Origin of the sequence: Brevibacillus sp. FSL K6-2834 (assembly GCF_038592925.1) — a bacterium.
Taxonomy (GTDB): Bacteria; Bacillota; Bacilli; order Brevibacillales; family Brevibacillaceae; genus Brevibacillus; species Brevibacillus borstelensis.
Genome location: NZ_CP151945.1, coordinates 3,997,064 through 4,019,279, shown reverse-complemented (window position 1 = coordinate 4,019,279; position 22,216 = coordinate 3,997,064). Strand labels below are relative to the sequence as shown.

22 protein-coding genes are annotated in these 22,216 nt (G+C 52.0%); 12 read left to right on the top strand and 10 right to left on the bottom strand.

The annotated features are described in order from the left end of the window. The first annotated feature begins 166 nt into the window (after positions 1-166). Positions 167-1,279: a YheC/YheD family protein gene (locus NST96_RS19950; protein WP_024982870.1), complete on the top strand. Its 1,113-nt coding sequence runs from the start codon at positions 167-169 to the stop codon at positions 1,277-1,279. On the opposite strand, the gene NST96_RS19945 is transcribed toward NST96_RS19950, so the two are convergent. Continuing rightward, entirely contained in the window at positions 1,230-1,808 is a 579-nt protein-coding gene (locus NST96_RS19945) for a trypsin-like peptidase domain-containing protein (protein ID WP_003389160.1), read from the bottom strand. The two genes, NST96_RS19950 and NST96_RS19945, sit on opposite strands and share 50 nt — an antisense overlap. 276 nt (positions 1,809-2,084) lie before the next feature. Here NST96_RS19945 and NST96_RS19940 point away from each other — a divergent pair, with 276 nt between their 5' ends. After that, positions 2,085-2,621, top strand: coding sequence for a PadR family transcriptional regulator (locus tag NST96_RS19940; RefSeq protein WP_003389161.1), 537 nt, complete (start codon positions 2,085-2,087; stop codon positions 2,619-2,621). A gap of 97 nt (positions 2,622-2,718) precedes the next feature. Here the strand turns inward: NST96_RS19940 and NST96_RS19935 are convergent, their stop codons facing one another. Both NST96_RS19935 and NST96_RS19930 read right to left on the bottom strand, forming a co-directional pair. Further along, a complete protein-coding gene (locus tag NST96_RS19935; protein ID WP_003389162.1) occupies positions 2,719-3,831 on the bottom strand; it encodes an aminopeptidase in 1,113 nt (370 codons plus the stop codon). A gap of 224 nt (positions 3,832-4,055) precedes the next feature. Continuing rightward, on the bottom strand, positions 4,056-4,151 hold the full coding sequence (locus NST96_RS19930) for a YjcZ family sporulation protein (RefSeq protein WP_024982869.1): 96 nt from the start codon (positions 4,149-4,151) through the stop codon (positions 4,056-4,058). Between the two features lie 173 nt (positions 4,152-4,324). Here NST96_RS19930 and NST96_RS19925 point away from each other — a divergent pair, with 173 nt between their 5' ends. The 3 genes from NST96_RS19925 (at position 4,325) to ytxJ (ending at position 5,767) form a co-directional block, all read left to right on the top strand. Further along, entirely contained in the window at positions 4,325-4,561 is a 237-nt protein-coding gene (locus NST96_RS19925) for a hypothetical protein (RefSeq protein ID WP_003389164.1), read from the top strand. Positions 4,562-4,850: 289 nt separating this feature from the next. After that, positions 4,851-5,249, top strand: coding sequence for a hypothetical protein (locus tag NST96_RS19920; protein WP_024982868.1), 399 nt, complete (start codon positions 4,851-4,853; stop codon positions 5,247-5,249). 191 nt (positions 5,250-5,440) lie between these two features. After that, positions 5,441-5,767 (top strand): bacillithiol system redox-active protein YtxJ, encoded by a 327-nt coding sequence (gene ytxJ / locus NST96_RS19915; protein ID WP_003389166.1) that lies wholly within the window; start codon positions 5,441-5,443, stop codon positions 5,765-5,767. Positions 5,768-5,833: 66 nt separating this feature from the next. Here ytxJ and NST96_RS19910 read toward each other — a convergent pair whose 3' ends face one another. After that, on the bottom strand, positions 5,834-8,014 hold the full coding sequence (locus tag NST96_RS19910; protein WP_338463347.1) for a cell division protein FtsA: 2,181 nt from the start codon (positions 8,012-8,014) through the stop codon (positions 5,834-5,836). A 261-nt stretch (positions 8,015-8,275) separates the two neighbouring features. On the opposite strand from NST96_RS19910, the gene NST96_RS19905 reads away from it, so the two are divergent. The 6 genes from NST96_RS19905 (at position 8,276) to NST96_RS19880 (ending at position 13,527) form a co-directional block, all read left to right on the top strand. Next, complete coding sequence (locus tag NST96_RS19905) at positions 8,276-9,373, top strand: bifunctional 3-deoxy-7-phosphoheptulonate synthase/chorismate mutase (protein WP_003389168.1); 1,098 nt, start codon at positions 8,276-8,278, stop codon at positions 9,371-9,373. Positions 9,374-9,527: 154 nt separating this feature from the next. Continuing rightward, positions 9,528-9,767, top strand: a complete 240-nt coding sequence (locus NST96_RS19900) for a DUF3951 domain-containing protein (RefSeq protein WP_003389169.1) — start codon at positions 9,528-9,530, stop codon at positions 9,765-9,767. 85 nt (positions 9,768-9,852) lie between these two features. Beyond that, positions 9,853-10,161: a metal-sensitive transcriptional regulator gene (locus NST96_RS19895; protein WP_003389170.1), complete on the top strand. Its 309-nt coding sequence runs from the start codon at positions 9,853-9,855 to the stop codon at positions 10,159-10,161. Positions 10,162-10,275: 114 nt separating this feature from the next. Continuing rightward, positions 10,276-11,295 carry a catabolite control protein A gene (gene ccpA, locus NST96_RS19890; RefSeq protein ID WP_024982866.1) on the top strand — a complete coding sequence of 340 codons (1,020 nt, stop codon included), beginning with the start codon at positions 10,276-10,278 and terminating at the stop codon, positions 11,293-11,295. A gap of 32 nt (positions 11,296-11,327) precedes the next feature. Continuing rightward, positions 11,328-12,257: a 5'-methylthioadenosine/adenosylhomocysteine nucleosidase gene (locus NST96_RS19885; RefSeq protein ID WP_039071302.1), complete on the top strand. Its 930-nt coding sequence runs from the start codon at positions 11,328-11,330 to the stop codon at positions 12,255-12,257. A 571-nt stretch (positions 12,258-12,828) separates the two neighbouring features. Then, positions 12,829-13,527, top strand: a complete 699-nt coding sequence (locus tag NST96_RS19880) for a reverse transcriptase domain-containing protein (RefSeq protein WP_342404331.1) — start codon at positions 12,829-12,831, stop codon at positions 13,525-13,527. On the opposite strand, the gene istB is transcribed toward NST96_RS19880, so the two are convergent. Together istB and istA are read right to left on the bottom strand one after the other, a co-directional pair. Then, on the bottom strand, positions 13,458-14,237 hold the full coding sequence (gene istB / locus NST96_RS19875) for an IS21-like element helper ATPase IstB (RefSeq protein ID WP_003386482.1): 780 nt from the start codon (positions 14,235-14,237) through the stop codon (positions 13,458-13,460). The genes NST96_RS19880 and istB overlap by 70 nt on opposite strands. After that, positions 14,234-15,475 carry an IS21 family transposase gene (gene istA, locus NST96_RS19870; RefSeq protein WP_311067719.1) on the bottom strand — a complete coding sequence of 414 codons (1,242 nt, stop codon included), beginning with the start codon at positions 15,473-15,475 and terminating at the stop codon, positions 14,234-14,236. The genes istB and istA overlap by 4 nt, the downstream gene beginning before the upstream one ends. Positions 15,476-15,565: 90 nt before the next feature. Here istA and NST96_RS19865 point away from each other — a divergent pair, with 90 nt between their 5' ends. Then, positions 15,566-16,294: a reverse transcriptase domain-containing protein gene (locus NST96_RS19865; RefSeq protein ID WP_342404330.1), complete on the top strand. Its 729-nt coding sequence runs from the start codon at positions 15,566-15,568 to the stop codon at positions 16,292-16,294. 174 nt (positions 16,295-16,468) lie between these two features. On the opposite strand, the gene NST96_RS19860 is transcribed toward NST96_RS19865, so the two are convergent. The 4 genes from NST96_RS19860 to NST96_RS19845 form a co-directional block, all read right to left on the bottom strand. Next, positions 16,469-17,626, bottom strand: coding sequence for an acetoin utilization protein AcuC (locus NST96_RS19860; RefSeq protein WP_122957926.1), 1,158 nt, complete (start codon positions 17,624-17,626; stop codon positions 16,469-16,471). Beyond that, positions 17,623-18,267, bottom strand: coding sequence for a CBS and ACT domain-containing protein (locus tag NST96_RS19855; protein WP_003389175.1), 645 nt, complete (start codon positions 18,265-18,267; stop codon positions 17,623-17,625). The genes NST96_RS19860 and NST96_RS19855 overlap by 4 nt, the downstream gene beginning before the upstream one ends. A gap of 70 nt (positions 18,268-18,337) precedes the next feature. Further along, the gene (locus NST96_RS19850) at positions 18,338-18,970 is read right to left on the bottom strand and encodes a hypothetical protein (RefSeq protein ID WP_003389176.1); all 633 of its coding nucleotides are present in this window, start codon (positions 18,968-18,970) and stop codon (positions 18,338-18,340) included. Positions 18,971-19,056: 86 nt separating this feature from the next. After that, the gene (locus NST96_RS19845; protein WP_342404329.1) at positions 19,057-22,170 is read right to left on the bottom strand and encodes a transglycosylase domain-containing protein; all 3,114 of its coding nucleotides are present in this window, start codon (positions 22,168-22,170) and stop codon (positions 19,057-19,059) included. Positions 22,171-22,216 lie beyond the last annotated feature (46 nt).

Here is a 22,216-nt window from a genome sequence, read left to right as displayed (position 1 = left end):
TAAGTAACACAATGAGACCTGGTGCCTATATTGTTTTGTCCAGAGTGTCCGGACTTATGCAAGCGCTGGCGATAAAAAGGGCGATGGCCCGTTTCCAGCCCATGGGTCTCCACTTTTTTCATTTCAACATAGACTATTCGAGAACATAGACGGAGGGTGGGTCTTGATGTCAAAAAAACCGGTAATCGGTATTCTTACGTGGAGAGAAGGGAAACGGTTTGGCGAGCCGGGATACTTGCGAAGGCTGGTGACGGCAGGAAAGCGAATGGGGGCAGAGACGTTCCTGTTTTCCCATCAGGATGTGAATACGGCTGAGAAAAAGATCAGGGGATTCGTTCCGGCAAAGGGAGGCGGGTGGGAAAGCCGCCTGTTTCCGTGGCCAGAGGTCGTCATTGACCGGTACCGAAAAAGGGAAGACGCGTACATGAGGCTGCGTCATGGCGGGGTGTTTCAGTTTGCCAACAGTCCGTTTGGAAAGAAATGGAGGGTGACTGAGCTTTTGGCCAAAGACGATCGGGTCAAAAGATGGATTCCCGAGACGTACGTGTACGCGAAAGGAAAAGTAAAGGCGATGCTGGACCGCTATCCGATCGTCTATGTAAAACCGGGCAATGGGACAGGGGGACGCAGCATCGTCAAGATCTCGCAGGCAGGGAAACACTTCCTCATTCAGGGGAGAGATCGCCGGCTGCAAAGACGGAAGGCTAGCTTTGCGACCAGGGATGGCGTGGAGAGCTGGATTCAAAAGTGGGTGCGGGAGCAGCGGATTCGAGACGGGAACTTTCTCGTGCAGCAGGGGCTCGATCTTTCGCTGGTGCCGGGCCGCGTCGCTGATGTACGCCTTTTGATCCAAAAAAACAGCGCTGGAGAGTGGGAGGTGACTGGCTCTGGAGTACGCCTCGGGGAGACGGGCAGCTCCATTTCCAATCTGCACGGAGGGGGGAAGGCCATTTCATTCCAGTCGTTCGTGGGCAAGCGGTTCGGTCCGGAGCGGACAAAGCTTATCCAGCAGGAGTGCCACCGGATGGCCCACGAGATAGCGTCTGTCCTGGAGGGAAAATTTGGGCGGATGATGGAGTTTGGTCTGGACGTAGGGGTGGATGTAGCCGGAAGAGTCTGGCTGATCGAAGTAAACCCCAAGCCGGGCCGGGAAATCTTCAGGCAGATGGGGGATACGCGCACGTATGAAGAAGCGATCGCCCGCCCCGTCTCCTTTGCGCTTCATCTGATCAACTCCGGACAGGTGCAGACGAAAGGCGGTCGAAAAACGGGGGCTTGAAGAGGCGGGAGCCAAACCCGGAACGAAGCGGTGGAGACCCCCCATGACGGTTTGCCGCTATAGCAACAGGCGGTGAACCAATGCTGATGACCCATTCACCTACTTTTGTCTCCGAAGAGTCACCGAGCCGCAATGGATGCAGCTTGCAATCCGCATCAATCTTGATAACAGCATAATCGCGGACGCGATCAGCCAGTACCCGCTTCGCCTCAAAGACACGCCCATTGTATAGTTTGACAAGGATGGTACGCGATTTTCCGATGACGTGTTCGCTGGTCAGGATATACCCTTTGGGATGAAAGAGAAAGCCGGAACCGTAACTCCGCTCGGAAGCAAAGGGCGGATCATCGGAGACCAGACTGCGAATCAGGTCTTCTACGTTGTTGGTCTGATGATTATCTTCTGTGACGATGGAAACAACGCCGTCCCTTACCCGTTCGATAATGGGAACGAAGAAGTTGAAGGGGTGCAAACTGTTGCTCGCGGGGTATTTGGCTCTGGCATAGTTGTTCCACTTTTTACTTTTCACGTCTCTCTCCCCCTAAAGCAGATAGGTATGTATCATCTTATGGCGAGTGCGGAGGTATGGGACGCCCAAATATAATCAGTGGGATATATCAATATTTTTAATTGATATAATAAAGAATTAGCATTGGTATATTTATAAAGGAACACTTATAATTGGGTAAAGAATATTTCGAACAATACAAGCGATTTCGCAATATACGGAAACCTTCCGTTTCCAGAATTGACGATTTCGCGGCGGAAACATGGAGATGCTTAGGGTATTGGAGGATGTAGAGAGATGGACGTAAAAACAATCATACTCGGTTTTCTGAATTATGGTGAAATGAGCGGCTATGACATAAAGCAGGCTTTTTCAAGCAGCATCGGCTTTTTCTACGATGCCAGCTTCGGCGCGATCTATCCGGCTCTGCGCAAGCTGGAGGAAGAGGGCTATGTGACCAAGCAGGAAATCATTCAATCGGGCAAGCCGAACAAGATTTTGTACCGGATTACAGAAGCGGGCAAGGCGACATTCAACCAGGAGATTCAGTCTGCAATTTTGCCGCCCGTTCTTCGTTCCGATATGCTGGTAAAAATTTTCTTCGGAAACAGCCGCACCGAGGCAGAGCAGAAAGAGCTGATGGAGAGCTGTCTGGAGCTTCAGCATAACATGCTGAAGCAAAGCCGGGACTCGTACGCGAAATTGCAGGACACTTTTGACGATTATCAAAAGTTTTGTTGGGAATATACGATTCATCACCTGGAAATGACGATTTCTTTCCTGGAAGAAAAAATGCCGGCTCTATTGAAAAAGGAGCATGCGTACATGGCTTAAAAGCCAGGAACCCAAGTGAAGGACCCCCAATGATGCGTGCTCAGAACAAATAAAAAAAGCGAAAGGGCCGTATAGACGCCTTTCGCTTTTTCGTGTTTTATTTCAGGTTTTCCGGATTGAGGCACTCCAGCTCAGGTACGACAAAACGGCCGTCCTTGCGAATCAGGCGGTCATCAAACCAGATTTCACCGCCACCCCACTCAGGGCGTTGGATGCAGACCAGATCCCAGTGAATGGAGGACTTGTTGCCGTTAAACGCTTCGTCATAGGCTTGACCCGGCGTAAAGTGGAAGCTGCCGTCGATTTTTTCGTCAAACAGGATGTCCTTCATCGGATTTTGGATATAAGGATTGACGCCAATGGCAAATTCCCCGATGAAACGGGCGCCCTCGTCTGTGTCGAATACTTCGTTGATCTTTTTCGTATCGTTGGCGGTCGCTTCGACGATTTTGCCATCCTTGAAGGTCAGCTTGATATTGTCGTATGTAAAGCCTTGGTAAGGAGACGGCGTATTGTAGGAGATGACGCCGTTGACAGAGTCGCGAACAGGTGCGGTAAACACTTCCCCGTCCGGAATATTGGCTTCCCCGGCGCATTTGATCGCAGGAATGCCTTTGATGGAAAAGCTCAGATCGGTGCCAGGACCTACGATGCGGACCTTGTCGGTTTTCTCCATCAGTTCGACGAGGCTGTCCATCGCCTTATCCATTTTTCCGTAATCCAGCGTGCAGACATCGAAATAGAAATCTTCAAAGGCTGCCGTGCTCATGTTGGCCAACTGGGCCATCGAAGCGTTCGGGTAGCGGAGGACGACCCATTTTGTTTCAGGAACACGCACATCCAGTACCGGGCGCGTGTGCAGTCTGGAACTCAACTGGATCTTGTCGCCGGGAACATCAGCGTATTCATTGATGTTGTCGCCGCCGCGAATGCCGATGTAGACGTCCATCTTCTTCATGAAGGACACGTCAGCCTCGCGCATGATTTCCAGTTGCTTTTCATTGGTGTGAAGAAGCAGTTCACGCTGAATCGTAGGATCGATCAGCTGTACGAAAGGATTGCCTCCTGCTGCATACACTTCCCTGATGACGGCGCGAGTCAGTTCGGAAACAGAACCGACGGCATAGATGAGAACGTTTTCACCGCTTTGTACGCGGGTCGAGTAATTGACCAGAACATTGGCCAGCTTTTCCAAACGGGGATCTTTCATGGGTGAGTGTACCTCGCTTTCAGTAGCGTTCATACAGTATTGTAACATGAGAAAATCTGGCTTTGCCAGAAACCGCTATGCAAGCGATAAAAAATTTTTTTCTAACTCGTGAAGAAAAGAAAAAAGCTACCCGTCGACAGGGCAGCATGCGTATGAAACGCGCTATTCAGGATCCGGTCCTAATATATATGCAATCATTGGCCCTTATGTTCCACTAGTGCTGATTAATTGTCACAAGAGCAGCCGACAATTACCAACAGGATAAACAGGATCAACACCAGAGTGAAGTCGTCAAGGTTGCCGTTAAAGATGCTACTCATTAAACATCCTCCTTTGTTTGTTAAGCGTCAGTGCTTACATCCATAACATATGGGTTTTCGCACAATGCCGTAACAAGGGCAAACGCCCATTTTTCCGAAGTATATTATTCTGAAAACATGGAAAAGCTAGAGGATACGAAAGTACGACGCGAAACGAAAGGATGGCATTTGTCATGCGCAAAGCCTTGTCCGGCATGGACCATTATTTTTTGGAACCCGTTTTGATCAACGTGGGAGAAGACTTCAAATCGATTGTGTGGAAAGCGCAATACGATATGGATTTTAATACGGAGTGTCTGTTCTGTTTTTCCGAAAAGATTACCGGGTACCGGGTCGAAGATGAAGCAGGACGCTCCGGAAAAGTCGCAGTCTGTCCCCATTGCGAAAAAGTGAACGCCATTTACGCTTGAGTAATCCAGGTAACTTTTCCCGCTGCCGCTAAGAAAAAAGGGGGAAAGGTTTAGCCGGGGGGACCATGCTCGCAGAAGGGCATGGCGAAATGGCGGCAACAACAGGTTTCATCGAAGATCCGGGAGCATCAGCCCCTGATCGGGCAAAAGCGATGTCTCTTACAGGGGCATCGCTTTTGCTTGTGTCTGCCACTCTATCCACCATGTACCACCCCTGTTTTAGCAGGATTGAACCCTGTTAAATCGAATACGTAAGGGAGCATACATAAGGCAGGATAGAGGTGAACACATGCACAAGAAATGCAGCCGCTGTGGGAGAGACATGGAGATCATGCTGCGAAATGTCGTGTACCGGAAAAGGGTCAAAATCTTGAATGTACCGGTGCAAGTCTGTCAGAATGATCACTGCTCCCATTCCCAGGTCGTCGACGTAGTCAAGGAAGACCTGAAAGAATTGATGGAGAACCTGGGCCAGTATCCGGAGCGGCAGAACATCGAATTTGAAGACGTGTCAGAACTCTCTCATTTGCTGGTATTGATTGCGAACCAAGAAGAGGATGCTACGGTTCGGCAGGCTTTGGAAGAGCGGGTAAATGAACTGTTGGACCTGTTTTTGCTTGCGCAATCGCTTGGGGATCAGGAGTGGATGCGAGAGCTCCGGCAGCGTTTGACCAAAATCATGATTTGACTGTGGAGAGTTGTCCTGTTTGCTAGGACGGCTCTTTTTGTTATCGCTTCAAAATGCGGAAAGAATGCTTTTCGATACGGAAAGAATGCATCGCGATTGTGGGCTGGCGGGTGCACCGGAAGCATGGACTTCCGCATTTCTTTTCCGTATACTATGAACCACATAGGAGTGATGAGAGGAGCGATACGCCAATGTCAGTAAATCAGCTTCATTCCCTGGAGGAATTGGACCAGTTTGTGTCGGAAACAGGCAAGCGCCTGCTGTTCAAGCATAGTACGGTCTGCCCGATCAGCACGACTGCCTACGAGGAATTTCAAGCATTTTTGCGTGAACAGGACGTGCCGTCAGCGGTTATTCTCGTGCGGGAGGATCGTCCCGTATCCAATGCCGTTGCCGAGCGTTTCGCGATTACGCACGAGTCCCCGCAGATTTTTCTGCTGGAGGACGGCCAGGTCAAATGGCACACATCGCACTGGAAAATCACCAAAGCTGCGATAGCCGAAGCGATTAACGGGTAAACCAAAAACGGGTTGGCATATGGCGCCAGCCCGTTTTTCTATTCGGTCAAACGTTTCTCTCAAAAGCTATTCCCAGTACAATTCCAGTTTGTCGCCCGCCTGCAGCTCGCTATGAAAAGAAGCGGGCTCTCCGTTTATCAGCATGACGAGCCTGGTGAGGCCATCCGTCGATGGTTTTTCCAGCGAGACGTCAACATAGCGGAAGACATCGCTGAATACGGGCGCGGCAGGCTGTGTCGCCTTTACGGTAATGATCGCACCGTCCTCTACCCGTTCGTGCTGCTCGGCAGGGCGGCCATTCATCGTAATCGACAGGGAAGAAAGCGCGATCGATACGGGAGTCCCGTTGAAGTGGACGGTCATCGACTCCTGCACCCATTCCTCCGGCGGAATGACGTCGCGGATCGCCGGCAGCTCGAGCGGCTCCTCCCGGAAGATCAGCTCATCTCCAGGTCTGACAAAGTCGCTGAGAGAAGCTGCCTTGCCGTTTATCTCCACGACTGTCTGTCGGGATGACAAGGAATACTCACGGCCGTTTACGCTGAATTGAACGGTTTCGGCGGCCGCGTCGGCAGATGCCGCAGAAAGCATGCCGGATTCGCGCAAAACCTCTTCTACCGTTCGCGGCAAACGGATGACAACCTCGCTCCGGTCAGCCAGCTCGGCGTCTAGCGGATGGGGCTGGCCATTCACCAGCGCGATTGGGCCCAAGGAAAGCGGCTGGCTGTTTACGGTCAGCTCCAGCGTATCCAGCTTGTCCATCAAATCGATCACTTGAGCCTTGGCGTCTTCTCCGTCTGATCCCGCCTCTGCCACGATCCGGTCGCCTTCCATGATCGGTGCGTCCAGACCGCTAGCCTCTCCGTTTTTCATGATGACAGGAGCGGTTCCATGCCCGCCGGGGATCATCTTCATCCGGCCGTTGACGGTCAGGGTGATCGCCATTCCCGGACGGCCATGCAGACGGCGAATATCCAGACCGGCAGCGATCAAAGCGTCACCGACGGTCATTTTCCGCAGATCGAAGATGCGGATGGGACTGTCGTTGACGGTGACGGTTACGTACTTCACCGGATGCCGCTGTGCAGCGACCGCAATCCCTACTGGCGTTACGAATTCCGGTCCGTTCAGCAGCGGATGCTCGCCGACAAATTGGCGGATGGCATCCGCTCCTCTGACCGCGACTCGCGCTGCCGGCAGCCCGAGTGCCTCTGCGACCCGTTCCGTCAGCTTGGGTGTCAGGCTGCCGCCGCCGATCAGCATCACGGCTTGCGGAGGCTTGCCGTTGAGCTCGAGGATCTTCATCGCGATTTTTCCGGCGAGATGGTTGATCTCCTTGTCGATTGCTTTTACGATCTCTTCGCTCGGCAGCGTCTGTTCAAGTCCGAGAATATCCGTGAACGTAATCATCTCGGAGCCGGTGAGGGCGCGCTTTACTTCCTCGGCCATCGGGAAGTCGAGCAGGAATGCGTTCATGAGAGCATCGGTAATTTCGTCACCGGCGACGGGCACCATCCCGTACGCGGTAATCGCTCCCTCCTCGGTCAAGGCGACGTCAGATGTGCCGGCGCCGATGTCGACAAGCGCGATGTTCAGCCTGCGCATCGTGACCGGGATGAGGACGTTGATGGCAGCGATCGGCTCCAGCGTGAGCGCCTGCATGTCCAGTCCGCAGCGGTTCAAGGCAGCCAGCAGAGAATCCACGACGACACGTGGCAAAAACGTCGCAATCACGTCTGCACTGGCTGTTTCACCGCGCTGGTCGATCAGGTTGCCGATCAATTCTCCATCCAGAAAGTAATTGACCACGCTGTACCCGACACAGTAATAGCGAGTCACGTCCTGTTCATTCAGCTCCTGGGCCAACTGTGCCTGTGCCTCCTGTACGGCGGAAAACTCCAATGTCAGGACATCGTCACGGGCAATGGCTGCGTGACGCGACAGATGAATGTCCATCCTCACGCGCTTTGTCCGAAGCGAGCGGCCCGCCGCAGCGACAGCTACCCGCTTGAGCGGCCCGTGCTTTATTTCCAACTCTTCTTTTATTTTTCCGATGACTTTGGAAACGGCGATCACATCGTGTATTTGACCGTCCAGCATCGAGCGTTCGTCGTGCTCGCGGACGGTGCAGTCAATCACGCGAAATTGTTCTCCACAGGGTTCCACGATCAGCCCTACTACGCTGCGGGTTCCGATATCCAAAGCAAAAATCAGCTCTTCTGACGATGATTGTTCATGGTCTGACAATGGGATGTCACTCCTCTTACCGGTGGAAATTCCGGGAAATGAATGTGTATGTTATTCGACTCGAAACGGGGAGAATCCTGTCGAATCAAGGAATCTTCTTATTCCTACAAGAAAATTTTGAAAACGCTATAAAATACTTTACAATTTACTTTCGCGCTTTTTGGCGCTAAACTGCTGACAAAGGGGTTTCGATCCATTATAATAAGCCTAATTTATTTCAAAAAGCCTACAAACTAGAAGAGAAAAGGAGAGTGGAGACGAATGGCACATGATCCAATCGAAACCATGCGCAAACAGATAGACGAGATCAACCTGGAGATTCTCGCCTTAATCAACAAACGGGCAGCTCTTGTCCAAGACTTGGGGAAGGAAAAGCTGAAGCAGGGGATCAATCGTTTTGATCCGGAGCGCGAGCGCGAAATGTTGAACCTGCTGGTGGAAAACAACAACGGACCTTTTACCGACAATACCATCCGTCACCTCTTCAAACAGATTTTCCAGGCTTCCCTCGACTTGCAAAAGGACGACAACAAGAAAGTCCTGCTTGTGAGCCGCAAGAAGCAGCCGGAGGACACCGTACTTACCATCAAAGGAGTAGAGTTTGGCGGAGGCGAACCGCTTCTGATCGCCGGACCGTGTTCGGTCGAAAGCTATGAGCAAGTCCGGGCAGTGGCGGAAAACCACGTCAAACGGGGACTTCGCGTATTGCGCGGCGGCGCGTTCAAGCCTCGCACATCGCCTTACGACTTCCAAGGCCTGGGTGAAGAAGGCCTGCAGATTCTCAAACGCATCGGCGACGAATTCAACCTCGTCACCATCAGCGAGATCGTGACGCCTGCCGACCTGGAGATGGCAACCAAATACATCGACGTGATCCAGATCGGCGCCCGCAACATGCAAAACTTCGAGCTGCTGAAAGCTGTGGGACGCCTCAATCATCCGGTTTTGCTGAAGCGCGGCTTGTCTGCGACGATCGAGGAATTTATCTACGCTGCCGAGTACATCTTGTCCGAAGGCAATACCCAAGTCATGCTCTGCGAACGCGGTATTCGCACGTACGAAAAAGCGACCCGCAACACGCTGGACATCTCCGCAGTGCCGCTTTTGAAGCAGGAGACGCATCTTCCTGTTTTCGTAGACGTCACTCACTCTACCGGCCGCCGCGATCTGCTCCTCCCTACGGCCAAGGCAGGTCTCGCTGTGGGAGCAGACGGTGTCATGCTGGAAGTCCATCCTGACCCGGATGTGGCCCTCTCCGACGCCAAGCAGCAGGTCAACATTCCGCAGTTCAACGAAATCGTGGATCAATTGCTTGCTTCGGGATTATATAAGGAAGCAAAGATTGCCGTAGAAAGATAAACCGCAAGCGGATAACTGAAACTGGATGCACCAAAAGAGCTTTCCCGATTGCGGGAAAGCTCTTTTTGAAAGCCGACACGCTCGAAAGCAGCTATAATGGAAACCTCCCCGCTAAAAAAGCGTATAACTAAGAGAAACAAAGGGGGGACGAGAAATGCTTGCAATGAATGCAGCCATGATTGTTTTTACGCTTTTGATTCTCGCATCTCTCGCTATAGCCGGCTACAAGGCATTTGTCCGCAAGCAAAGCATTTCTCACAGCTACACCCCGTTTGATTATATTGCCGGCCAGACGAACGTGGAGTTTCATGAGGAAAAGGAAGAGCAGGAAGAACACGCCGGTCAGGGAGACGGCTTCGATAAAAATGAACGTTCCAGGCGGTTCCGGGTGTAGCTGGGACATCCTTTCATTTGACGAAAAACCTCGCAACCAGTAAGCTAAAACATAACAGATGGACTTCGGGGGAAGGAGCATGTTTATGAGTGAGCAGGGCCATTGCTGTTCGTCAGAGCGGTCGACGCCGCGGGCAGACAAGATCAAGGCAAATATGATCTCCCGTCTGAACAGAGTTGAGGGACAGGTTCGCGGCATTCGCGGCATGGTGGAAAAGGATGTCTACTGCGACGATATCCTCAACCAGATCGCCGCCGTTCAATCTGCGCTGAATGCCGTCGGAAAAATACTGCTGGAAGGGCACATGAAAAGCTGTGTCATGGAGCGGATCCAACAAGGCGACAACGAAGTGATCGACGAGCTTTTGAAAACGATGAATAAATTGATGAAATGACGGGGAGCCGTGTCCGGAAAACAATTGCAACCGGACACGGCTTGTCGTATCATAGGTGCATACATTTATGAAAACACTATGAAAACCATAAAATGGGGAAAGTGAGGGTGTGTGATGCCGGTAACTATCTATGACGTGGCTCGGGAAGCAGGGGTCTCCATGGCGACAGTGTCCCGAGTCGTTAACGGAAATCCGAACGTAAAACCGCTGACAAGGAAAAAGGTCTTGGCTGCCATTGAGCGCCTCGGATACCGTCCCAATGCAGTCGCACGCGGTTTGGCGAGCAAGAAGACAACTACGGTCGGTGTCATCATTCCGGATATCTCCAGTTTGTTCTTTTCCGAATTGGCACGCGGGATCGAAGACATCGCGACGATGTACAAATACAATATTATTTTGTGCAACTCTGACCAGCGCCTGGAGAAAGAGCTTCAATTGATCAACACCCTGTTGGAAAAGCAGGTGGACGGGTTGTTGTTCATGGGAGCGGAGATTAAAGAGGATCACCTGCAAGCTCTGACTTCTTCCTCCGTCCCTACGGTGCTGGCAGCTACGAGAGACGCCGACAACACGCTGCCTTCGGTCACGATCGATCACTTCCAGGCTGCTTACGATGCCACCAAGGAATTGATCGACCACGGACATGAGCGGATCGCCATGATTACCGGGCCGATGAACGACCCGCTTGGCGGCTTGATGCGCTATCAGGGCTACAAGCGTGCGCTCGAAGATGCGGGTCTGCCGGTTGATGACGCATTGGTCACGCAAGGCAATCTGTTTTATGAGTCCGGCTTGCAGGCAACAGGCCAATTCCTCACGCTGGAGAAACGGCCTACGGCTGTGTTTGCGGCCAACGATGAGATGGCCATCGGGGCAATTCACGCGGCGCAGGATGCCGGCCTGAACGTTCCCGAAGACCTCGAGGTGATCGGTCACGACAACATTCGATTGGTCGAAATGGTGCGTCCTCGCCTGACCTCGGTCGTACAGCCGATGTATGATATCGGTGCCGTTGCAATGCGACTGCTCACCAAATACATGAACAACGAACAAGTCGACGAGCATGTCGTTTTGCTGCCGCACCGGATTGAGTATCGGGAAAGCACCAGGCCGCGAGTGACAGCTACGAGCTAAGGCTGCATCACAGCAGCAAGAGGAGGACAGCAATGAGAATCGGAATAATCGGCGCCATGGATGAAGAAATCGCCTTGTACATGGAGAACATGACAGGGACGACTGCTTCTGAAAAGGCGGGGATCACATATTACGAAGGCGAATGGGAAGGCAGTACAATCGTCCTGTGCAAATCAGGCGTGGGAAAAGTAAACGCTGCTGTTACCACGCAAATCCTGATCGACCAGTACAAGGTGGACAGCGTCATTTTTACCGGGGTAGCGGGCGCGCTGCATCCGGAGCTGAACATCGGCGACATTGTCGTTTCGACAGACTGTATCCAGCATGATATCGATGTGACGCCGCTCGGGTTTGCGCCAGGGCAAATTCCGTTTACCGAGAAATCCGTCTGGGAGGCAGACCCGGGCTTGATCCATCTGGCAGTCAAAGCGGGCAAGGAGCTCGAAGCCGGTGTTCAAGTCACGACCGGCCGTATCCTCTCCGGCGACCAGTTCGTGGCCGACCGCGAAAAGGTACAGCAGCTCCATCAGCAGTTTGCTGCCCATTGCACCGAGATGGAGGGGGCTGCGGTCGGACAAGTATGCTCGATGAACGGCATTCCCTTTGTCGTCGTTCGGTCGATGTCGGATAAGGCAGATGGCTCTGCACACGTCAATTTTCCGGAGTTTACCAAGCTAGCATCCGAGCGCTCCTACTCTATGGTCCAGCGTATGCTGAGAGCGATGACACCCGCAGTCATTGTGTACTCGACGAAAAACTGCATCGACTGCGATATGGTGAAAAATTGGCTGACCGCGAAGGGAATTGCCTTTGAGGTGCGCGATGTCATGACCAGCCGGACGTTCCAGGAGGAAGTAGAACGTTTTGGCTTCATGGGAGTGCCGGTCACCGTAGTCGGGGACAAGGCAGTAAAAGGCTTCCAGCCAGCAGAGCTGGAAAAATTGGTGGACGGACGTTCATAATCGTTTCGACAGTGAAAAAACCGGTCTCTGAGAGGCCGGTTTTTTGTATATGCGAGCGTGCCCAGCAAGCCGTTAATTGCTAGTTGGTGAAAGTCCAACCGAGGCAGGAGCCAAGTCACCTCGTAGCTGACAGGCAACTGGTGGAGAAATCCTAAGGTTGAAGCCCTGTGACAAAGTAACTCGAAAGAGTGCGAGCAAATCAGCAGGCCGTAACATAAAGTGAATCCTGCAGCCTCGTTAAGAAAGACCACCGAGAGGTGGACAAAGGGAAGCCGAGCTTGTTTCATATGGGCGAAGGCCAAGGACGGTGTGGAGAACTTGGAATACAGCACCTATGAATCCCTCGGGGTATGGGGAGCGGTATGTTGAGAAAGTAGTTAACGGAACTGGGGAGACCCTACTCTGCACGCCCCGTCAGGAGCGTAAAACGGAAACCTATAACCGTAAGGGAAGTGGTGGATGGCAGAGAGGGAGTCGGAGGGGTTCATAGTACCGATGAACATAAGGACAACACAACCTTATGGAGGGAAGGAGCCCTGCTTTGTTCACGGGTCGAAGGAGGTAAGAGTGAGTGAATGCAAGTAAACTTGCTAACTACACCGATGTAAAAGCTCGACAACTTTGGACAACCCTATATCTTTGTGCCAAGGCAAACTCAAAACGGCGATTTCATGCCTTGTATGACAAAATCTACCGCCCGGATATTCTAGCGACAGCTTGGAGGAGAGTAAAAGCAAATAAAGGGAGCGGAGGAATCGACGGACAATCCATCGCACAGATTGTGGAGGAGTATGGGGAGAGCCGTTTTCTTAACGAGATCTATCTAGATTTAAAAGAAAAGCGGTATCGTCCACATCCGGTTCGTCGAACTTACATCCCTAAACCGGATGGCAAGAAACGTCCACTCGGCATCCCGACGATCAAGGATCGGGTGGTCCAAATGGCTACTAAGCTAGTCATTGAACCGATCTTTGAAGCTGATTTTCGGGACTGTTCTTATGGCTTTCGGCCAGGAAGAAATGCTCACCAGGCAATTGCACAGATACGCAAAGCAAGCAAGAGGTGTTATTGGGTCGTAGATGTTGACATTAAAGGGTATTTCGACAACATCAACCATGAGAAGTTGATGAAACTGGTCGAATGTCAATATCGATTTAATTTTCCCCAAAACTATCGGTTGAAAATTCCCCATTTTTGTCGCTACTGGTTGTTTACTTCAGCAGGCTCCGGTCGAAAGAAACCTGCTTTTTTCTTTTCCTTAATGCGATAACTTTCCCCTTTGATATTGATCGTACTGGAATGGTGAAGCAGTCGGTCCAAAATCGCAGTGGCCAAAATGGTATCTCCGAAAATCTCTCCCCAGGCTCCGTACGATTTGTTTGAAGTCAAGATCAATGAACCTTTTTCATATCGTTCAGATACAATCTGAAAAAAGAAGTGAGCAGCAGTTTCGTCCATTTTGCGGTAACCAATTTCATCGATGATCAACAAGTCTGGTTTGGTGAGCGCCCGCATTTTTTGGGCAATCGTGCGATTGCCATGGGCCGTCTGAAGCGACTGTACCAGATCGTGGGCAGTGATAAAATAAACCGTATAGCGTTGCTTGATTGCTTCCAAACCAAGCGCTACGGCCAAATGAGTTTTACCGACACCGGGTGGCCCCAAGAAGATGAGGTTTTCCTGATGCTCAATAAAACCTAGAGTCGCCAAATCACGGATACGTCTTTCATCAATGGAAGGTTGGAAAGAGAAATCAAATTCGTCTAGTGTTTTTTTGAACGGAAGCCGTGCTAATCGAGTTCTTGTATGCAAAAATCGTTCGTATTTAGCCGCTAATTCCTCCTGCAGAAGCTTGTCCAAAAACTCCAAATACGATATGTTGTGTTTGGATGCTTCTTCGGCGTGATCGTGGAGGATCTCGGGGATGCGTATCCATCCAAAATGACGGGACGCTTCCAACAGGCGTTCTTGCAAGATCATTGCAGCGTCACCTCTTCTTCCGCCAGTTCTTCATACGCCGTAAGAGAGCGTTCCAACACTTCGGGTGTTGAATTCGCCATATAACGAGGTGTAGGTTGGGGAACCGGTTTGCTCGTAGATGTGCGAATTCCTTCGAAGTGTTTTTTTATGCTTACGGTCTGATGACGCCCCCACTGTTTGGAGTGTTCAGCGATTAGATGGCCATTGCAATAAAATCGCAAGACTCCATTTTTCTCATCTTGAATTTCTACTACTCGACCGATGTGCTCCCATGGAACAGAGTAACGATTGGCTTCAAAAGAAACATAAGCATCACTCATCACCTTCCGGTAATGCCGGTCCACAACAGCAAAAGGCACGTGGTTCAAAGGTTGGAGGTCTTCTACTTTCCATCGTTCATTCGGCATTTGATGGGTGGTTCCGTGAAGGCGACAATTTGCAACGGTGTCCAGCCAATAGCGTACTTGTTGATTGAGATCTTGTAGCCCGGTAAAAGTGCCGATGCGAGGCCAAAAGTTCTTTCTGAGATAACCCACCCCATTCTCCACTTTTCCCTTCGTTCGAGCCCGATAGGGCTTGCAGCTCAGCAGCTTGCACCCATAGTGGCTGGCAAAGCGGGCGAAACGCTCGTTCCAGATCACCCTACCATTGTCATCTCGACCAGAAACAACTGTTTTCATGTTGTCGTACAAACAACTTTGAGGGACACCCCCAAAGTACTGCCAAGCCCGAAGATGACATCCGATGAGAGTTTCCAGCTTTTCGTCCTCGGTAAATTCTACATACATCATGCGTGAATAACCCAGCACCATGACGAAAGCGTAAAGACGCTTTTGTTTTCCGTTGACATTTGCTCGAAAATGTCCCCAGTCTACTTGCGCTTGTTGTCCAGGTTTCGTTTCGTATCGTACGGTTACTTTTGAACGAAAGTGGGGACGCAGCGGCTTCATGAAGTCTCGTAAGATGGTGTCCTTTCCGGTATAGCCACGGGCTTTTATTTCTTCGAAGATGATGCGGGCATTTTGACAGCCCTCCGCCATACGAGTACGGATGAAATCCTTAAAAGGATCCAACTTGCTGGGACGTGGTTTGCGAGTAGGAAAGCTCTCTGGCGTATCTTTCAGGAGCCATTTTCGAATCGTTTTTCGATCCCGTCCCATCTCTTCAGCAATTTGGGTAATACTCATACCTTTCAGACGCATTTCTTTGATCACAAAAAACTCCCCATTTTTCACCATATTTACTCTCCTCCCGGAGAGTATGTCGGCTTTTTCTGGGGAATTTTAAACCGCTGATATTGGGGATTTTACAACCGATTTTGACACGAAATGAGAATCAGCGACAGACGTGTTCTGAAACTTATCCGACAATGGCTGCAGGCTGGGGTCATGGAAAATGATCAATTCCATGAAACAGAACTGGGAACTCCGCAAGGAGGGGTAATCTCGCCTCTTCTTTCAAACATCTATCTAAACTACATGGACACCATTTGGGAAAATCAATTCTCCCATCTTGGCACACTTATCCGCTATGCGGATGACTTCGTTATCATGTGCAGAACCAAACAAGAAGCATTGGAAAGCATTCAAGTGCTGATGGCTATTCTAAACAAGCTGGAGCTTAGTCTCAGTAAAGAGAAATCTAGACTCGTTAATATTTGGGACAATTCCACTGGGTTTGACTTTCTTGGGCTGCACCATCGCAAATTCCCCGTGTTCAACAAAGGGGGGAGCAAGGTATTTGCTATGTCTCATGTACCAGCTAAGAAAGCAATGAAGGAAATGAGACGTAAAATTAAGGAATACACTGCACCAAGGAACAAACTGTTTCTGTCTCTAGAAGAGCTAGTGAAAGGGCTAAATCGCAAGCTAAGGGGGTTCAAGAACTACTACTTCATCTCGCCCATCGCCAAACGATGGGCAAGACGGATAGACTGGTATGTGATTGAACGCCTTACAATCTTCTGCAACAAGAAAAGAAGCAAGCGGAATAAACATGCCGGAAAGCTGAAGGTCATACAAAACACGCAGGGTAGTTTATTGAAATTAGCCGGATAAAGTAAGCCGAATGCCAAAGAAAGAAGAACATCGGAAAGCCGTATGAGGGAAAACCTCACGTACGGTTTGATGAGGGGGAGCTGAAATGAGCAAGGCGACCATACGGTCGCCCGAAAGTTTCAGTTCTCTACTCTACAGGTAAAATTCCTCATTATTCTTGCGATTTGGTCAAATTCAGTCTCCATCTGTGATCGGCGCGTACATTTTGGCTCTCTCCAGCGTCACCCGATTTTTCTCGGTGATTTCGGCTCGGCGGGGGATCGGCGGAAACGGGGTGTCGAACAGCCTGTCCGGAAGCTTTTCTTCACTCAGAGGCTGCCAGCGGGCAAGCCAATTAACCGGCAAAGGCCCGTCTGCAAGTGGTTGATCGCTCATCTCGCTCCACAACAAGGTCCAGGCCCTGGGAACGACCCGCCAGATATCATAGCCGCCGCCGCCGACTGCGATCCATTTTCCGTCGCAATACTCATGGGCGAGTTGATGGGCCAGACGCGGGATTTCCTGATAAATCCTCATGGAGCAGGAAAGGTGCGTAAGCGGATCGTAAGCATGGGCGTCACAGCCGTTTTGTGTCAGAATGACATCCGGTTGAAAGCCTCTGGCCAGCTTCGGAAGCAAATCCCGATAAACATCGAGGAACGAATCGTCCTCTGTAAACGCATCCAAAGGGACGTTTACCGAATAGCCGTATCCGCTTCCATCTCCGCGTTCCGTCAGGTTGCCGGTACCGGGAAACAAGTACTTTCCCGTTTCGTGAATCGAGACGGTCAGGACGTTGGGATCGTCGTAAAAAGCCCATTGCACCCCGTCGCCATGATGGGCGTCCGTGTCGATATAGAGGACGCGCGCATTCCAATGCTTGCGCATATAAGCGATTGCCACGGAGCAGTCGTTGTAGATGCAAAACCCGGAAGCCCGGCCGCGGAAAGCGTGGTGCAGACCGCCAGCGGGATTGAACGCATGCTCGGCACGGCCGGTCATGACAGCGTCTACCGCTTGCAGCGTACCGCCGACGATCCGGGCGGAAGCTTCATGCATTTGCGGAAAACAGGGAACATCCTCCGTCCCCAGACCATAGCTGGCTGCTGCAGGCAGTTCTTTGTCGCTATGTCCCTGGTCGCGAACAAAATCGATGTAGCGCCGGTCGTGCACCAGCGCCAGTTCATCATCCGTGGCCATCCGCGGAGGCAGGATATCGGCGTCAGTCAGTAAGCCATAAGCGCTCATCAGATCATGGGTCAACAGAAGACGGCGCTGGTTGAAAGGGTGTTCATCATTGAAGTAATACTGGGTGTAGTCCGGAGAGTAGATCAGACGAGCGTTGCGGCTCAATGGCTGGTCCCTCCTTCCCCGGGCGCGATGACGGTGAAGCCATGGTCGCGCAGCTTTTGGACGATCGGGCGGGGGTCAATGGTTTGAGCGCGAAAGACGAGACTTTTCTTCGCCGGCTTGGACCCGGGGAAAACGACGATGCTGGATACATTGACCTGGGCTTCCCGGAACACCTGGCTTACTTCCGCAAGCATTCCCACGCGGTCGTCCACCTCCACCTCGATGTGCGAGCTCGGCTTGTTTACGCCAAAAAGCTCGATCAAGCTGTTGAACAAATCCGATTCCGTGATGATGCCAACCAAGCGGTTTCCTTCCACGACGGGAAGCGACCCAACTTTGGATTCGTAGATCTGCACGGCCGCATCCTCGATGAAATCCAGCGGATGGGCAGTGAGGACCTGGCGCTTCATAATCTCGGAAACGGGCTTGCCAAAAATGGTCTCGTCGTCTTTTTTCGGCAACAGAATGGAAGGGAGGGCTTCCCGCAGGTCGCGGTCGGAAAGAATGCCGACGAGACGTTCCTGTTCTACTACGGGCAGGTGTCGAATCTTATTTTCACGGAGCAGCTGCAAGGCTTCGCCGATCGTGGTCGTCGGACTTGCGGTGATGACCTGTCTACGCATAATGCTTTCGATACGCATGAAAGATTATCTCTCCATTCGTAATTGAGATCAAAGCTGACAGAATCTCGTAAAGCAGTGATGCCAGGAGCTAAAATAAGAAACGATTCTGAAACCGCATGGCGTCAAAGGCAGCCACGCTCTCCGGCGGGACGCGCTTGCCGATGCGGGCCATCAAACAGTTTGCCGGATGCGAGCAGATTTCCGGATCATCCGTAGCCATCCAGACCATTCCGGCGCTGCCCATCACTTTCTCCATCACTTTACGGTACTGCCACACATCTAGGCCGGTTCCTTTCAAATCCCAATGCCAGTAGTACTCCGTCGTAATGACGATATAATCCTCCAACGCGTCATCCGAGAAAGCCACCTCCAGCAGGGCTTTGGCCACGCCTCCCGCACGGATGCTCTGGCTCACTTCAATCGCTCCGAGCTCCAGCAGATCAGGGAGCCTGGCCTGGGACCACCTCTCCATCGGGTCCGGATAGAGAAAGGTAGCATAACCGAGCACGAGATCCCCGTCCCGGACGAGTACGATGCGACCTTCAGGCAGTGCCGCGATCTCCACCAGCGCTTTGTGCTGTTCTTCCGGTATCCGAAACGCCTTCAGGCCATCGTCAAATCGCATAGCCGCCAAACGATCCGCTGGAACGGGGCCCTCCACCAGCAGGCTTTTGCCGTTTATTGCGACATGCTTGGAGTAGTATCTCTTGATGTGTTCCATTCGGTCACCTCCCGTAGTAGGAAAACAGAGATGGCAAGCAAGCTACCATCTCTGTTGTGTGTTTCTCATCTCTAGCTGTATTCAGTTTAGTTCGCTGTTACACTGTTGGATTGTGACGATTCTCCGTAACTATTTACGGCTGTGACATAGTATGAGCCGGCCACATCTCCGGATTTGTTGATATAGCTGGTACCCGTCACCGTGTCGATCAAAAGGAATCCGCTCGCAGGATCGGGACTGTAGTACACGTTGTAGGCAATGACCTGTTCACTGCTGCGGTTTGCCTTCCATTGCAGCTTCCAACCATCGGACGAGGTTGACATCGTCAAGGATTGGGGAGCAGAGGGCGGAGCATTGGAAGGCTGCTGGCCACCATTGCCTTCGTTCGTCTCGCCGGTTGGCGGTACCTGTACATCCGGCGGAATAGCATCAGGCTGTCCGATACCGTTTGGCGGCACGGGAACCTCCCATGTACCGGCAGAGGAGTCGGCAGAAGCGATCGCAGAAGGCGATGATTCTTGTCCGCTGATATCCACAGATGTGATGTAGTACCCGTTCAAGCCGCTGCCGCCTGCGTCTGTATAGGTAACGATTGCAGGATCCTTGACGGTAGCGATCTGCACGAAGCCCACTTGCGGATCGGCCCGATAGACCCGATAGCCGAGGAGATCGGCTTCTCCGCCGGATTGCCAGCTGAGAACCGTCTGAGTGCCTGATTTGGAAGCCTTTACGTTGCTCGGCGGAGCTGGCGGACCACCCGTTTCGATCCGGGGGTCTTCTTTCTCAGGCAGCCGCTGATCCCAATCCGGCGGCTTGGCTGAGGTCTTCCTGTTCTTGTCCGTGATCTCGAGCACTTGCTTGCCGTCTGGTGCCGGGTCTGGTGAACGGAAGAAAATTCCTTCTGTCACGAAATCGTCCGGCGTCCCTTCCTTGGCCAGATAGCGGACATTGTTGTATTCAACGATTCGTGCCCGTTGATGGGCATCGTCCACTTTTGTCGGGACAAACTGGCGATTAAACAGATCGGTTATCAGATGCCCGGCTTCTTTCGACAGCTCGCTCGGCAAAAGGCCCGACTTGCTGTCTATCGTAGCGCTGACGATCCCGGCCGGTTTTTTGAAAGTGGCATCCGGCGGCGACAGCTCGGGATACTTTTCGCCGATTTCTTTAATGATTTTGCCCCAGACGACCATCGGCACGTACTTATCCTTGTCAGGCATCGGATACGGCTCATCGTAGCCGACCCATACGCCCAAGGAGACATCAGGGGTGTATCCGACAAACCAGAGGTCATTGGAGTTGTTGGTCGTTCCCGTCTTGCCTGCTACATCTACCTTGCGCGGCACGTATTTGCGAATGTGGTTGCCCGTACCGGCATTGACGACGGTGCGGAGCGTATCGGTGACCAGGTAAGCCGTTTGTTCGCTGTACACCTGCACGGGCTGGCTTTCGTGACGATAGACGATTTTGCCCTGGCTGTCCTCGATCCGGTCGATGAGGTAGGCATCGACAAACGAACCGTGATTCGCAAAGGTAGCATAAGCATTGGTAATTTCTTCGACAGTCAAACCGTAGCTCAGACCGCCGATAACCCCAGTGGCTGCGTAATTGTCATTTTCCACCAGTGTGGTTACGCCCATTTTTTTTACGTACTCCAGAGCGGTCGGGATTCCGACTTTCAGGTAAGTCTTGATCGCCGGGATATTCCACGATTGGCGCAGCGCTTCTCTGGCGCTTACCACGCCCTGGTATTTGTTGTTCCAGTTCATGGGCATGTGCGATCCGTTGCGCCCGTCAGCGAGGACGAGCGGCGAGTCGTCGATCGGTGATCCAGGCTGCAGGATTCCCAGCTCAAAGGCGGGGGCATAGGCAGCCAAAGGCTTCATCGCCGACCCCGGTTGACGCGGAGCAGTCGCGTGATTGGTCTGCTCTACCTTGAAGTCGCGCCCCCCGATCATCCCCAGAATGGCGCCGGTTTTGTTGTGGATGAGCATTGCACCCACTTCTTCCAGCGCGTTTTCAATCTTTTCTGTCTTCCCGTTGGAACGGCGGATGGTGTAGGTCCGGTTTTGGCCGAAATTTTTCGGATCGGCTGCGATTTGCTGCATGAACTTGTATACATCCTTGTGAATCGTGGTATATACCTTGTAGCCCCGTGTCAGGATGTCGCGCCGTTTTTCTTCGACCAACTGGCGGTATTCATTGCGGCCGACTGTTTCCTTGTCGCGCCCTTTTTCTTTCAGATCGGCATCCACCAGTGCCCGTGCTGCGCGTTCCTCGATGTCCATCATCAGGAACGGGACCTCCCTGTAGGCCTGCTTTGTGGGCGCGGCCAGGCGGGGAGTGAGATCAGTCTTGAGGGCCTCGTCGAACTGTGCCTGTGTTATGTAGCCGTTCTCCTGCATGCGCTCGAGCACCATTTTCTGGCGGTCCTTGCCGCGCTGGTATCCTTCGCTCGTAAACGGTGTATACATCCCGGGGTTTTGAATCATTCCCGCCAGGTAAGAGGCCTCTGCCAAATCGAGGTCCTTCACATCCTTGTTGAAAATCCCTTTGGCAGCTGCCTGAACGCCGTAAACAACAGAGCCGTTCACGTTTTTGCCGAGATAGATTTCATTCAGGTAGGCTTCCAGAATCTGATCCTTGGAAAACATGCGCTCGATGCGGATCGCGGTGAAGATTTCGCGAACCTTCCGGGAATGGCTTACTTCCTGGGAGAGGATCGTGTTTTTGACCAGCTGTTGGGTGAGCGTGCTGCCTCCGGTTACGACCGGCTGGTTGGTAAAGTCCTGATAGGCTCCCCGCAGCGTGGATTGCAAGACCACTCCTTTGTGGTGAAAGAAATTTTTGTCTTCCGTCGCAATGACCGCATTGATCAGATGAGGCGATACTTCCGACTTTTTCACCAAACGCCGGTCGCCCTCGGCTGCACGGAGCGGACCGATCAGCGTACCGTCATTGTAGTAGGCAAAGCCGGTCAAATAGTTGGTGAAAATTTTCTCGGCCAACTCTGCTTTGCTGCGTACAGGCTCGTCCTTCACAAGGGCGGCAACGTAGCCTGCCAGAATTCCTCCTGCCAAAACGCCACCCATGAGTCCTAAGAGAAACAGGCCCGAGACGATCAGCGTCACCATTCGTCTGCGGCCTCGTCGGCGTTTTTTCTTTGTCGATTCAGAGGAAGAAGTGTGGTTGTTCGACATGATCTACGACCCCCTAGCATCCTGATTATACCATAGGAGGAACCGC

Bases quoted from the DNA above. Each gene is read 5' to 3' on its own strand.
- NST96_RS19950 (WP_024982870.1), top strand. From the start codon at position 167: ATGTCAAAAAAACCGGTAATCGGTATTCTTACGTGGAGAGAAGGGAAA.
- NST96_RS19940 (WP_003389161.1), top strand. From the start codon at position 2,085: ATGGACGTAAAAACAATCATACTCGGTTTTCTGAATTATGGTGAAATG.
- NST96_RS19935 (WP_003389162.1), bottom strand. From the start codon at position 3,831: ATGAAAGATCCCCGTTTGGAAAAGCTGGCCAATGTTCTGGTCAATTAC.
- NST96_RS19930 (WP_024982869.1), bottom strand. From the start codon at position 4,151: ATGAGTAGCATCTTTAACGGCAACCTTGACGACTTCACTCTGGTGTTG.
- NST96_RS19925 (WP_003389164.1), top strand. From the start codon at position 4,325: ATGCGCAAAGCCTTGTCCGGCATGGACCATTATTTTTTGGAACCCGTT.
- NST96_RS19920 (WP_024982868.1), top strand. From the start codon at position 4,851: ATGCACAAGAAATGCAGCCGCTGTGGGAGAGACATGGAGATCATGCTG.
- ytxJ (WP_003389166.1), top strand. From the start codon at position 5,441: ATGTCAGTAAATCAGCTTCATTCCCTGGAGGAATTGGACCAGTTTGTG.
- NST96_RS19905 (WP_003389168.1), top strand. From the start codon at position 8,276: ATGGCACATGATCCAATCGAAACCATGCGCAAACAGATAGACGAGATC.
- NST96_RS19900 (WP_003389169.1), top strand. From the start codon at position 9,528: ATGCTTGCAATGAATGCAGCCATGATTGTTTTTACGCTTTTGATTCTC.
- NST96_RS19895 (WP_003389170.1), top strand. From the start codon at position 9,853: ATGAGTGAGCAGGGCCATTGCTGTTCGTCAGAGCGGTCGACGCCGCGG.
- ccpA (WP_024982866.1), top strand. From the start codon at position 10,276: ATGCCGGTAACTATCTATGACGTGGCTCGGGAAGCAGGGGTCTCCATG.
- NST96_RS19885 (WP_039071302.1), top strand. From the start codon at position 11,328: ATGAGAATCGGAATAATCGGCGCCATGGATGAAGAAATCGCCTTGTAC.
- istB (WP_003386482.1), bottom strand. From the start codon at position 14,237: ATGATCTTGCAAGAACGCCTGTTGGAAGCGTCCCGTCATTTTGGATGG.
- istA (WP_311067719.1), bottom strand. From the start codon at position 15,475: ATGGTGAAAAATGGGGAGTTTTTTGTGATCAAAGAAATGCGTCTGAAA.
- NST96_RS19865 (WP_342404330.1), top strand. From the start codon at position 15,566: ATGAGAATCAGCGACAGACGTGTTCTGAAACTTATCCGACAATGGCTG.
- NST96_RS19855 (WP_003389175.1), bottom strand. From the start codon at position 18,267: ATGCGTATCGAAAGCATTATGCGTAGACAGGTCATCACCGCAAGTCCG.
- NST96_RS19850 (WP_003389176.1), bottom strand. From the start codon at position 18,970: ATGGAACACATCAAGAGATACTACTCCAAGCATGTCGCAATAAACGGC.
- NST96_RS19845 (WP_342404329.1), bottom strand. From the start codon at position 22,170: ATGTCGAACAACCACACTTCTTCCTCTGAATCGACAAAGAAAAAACGC.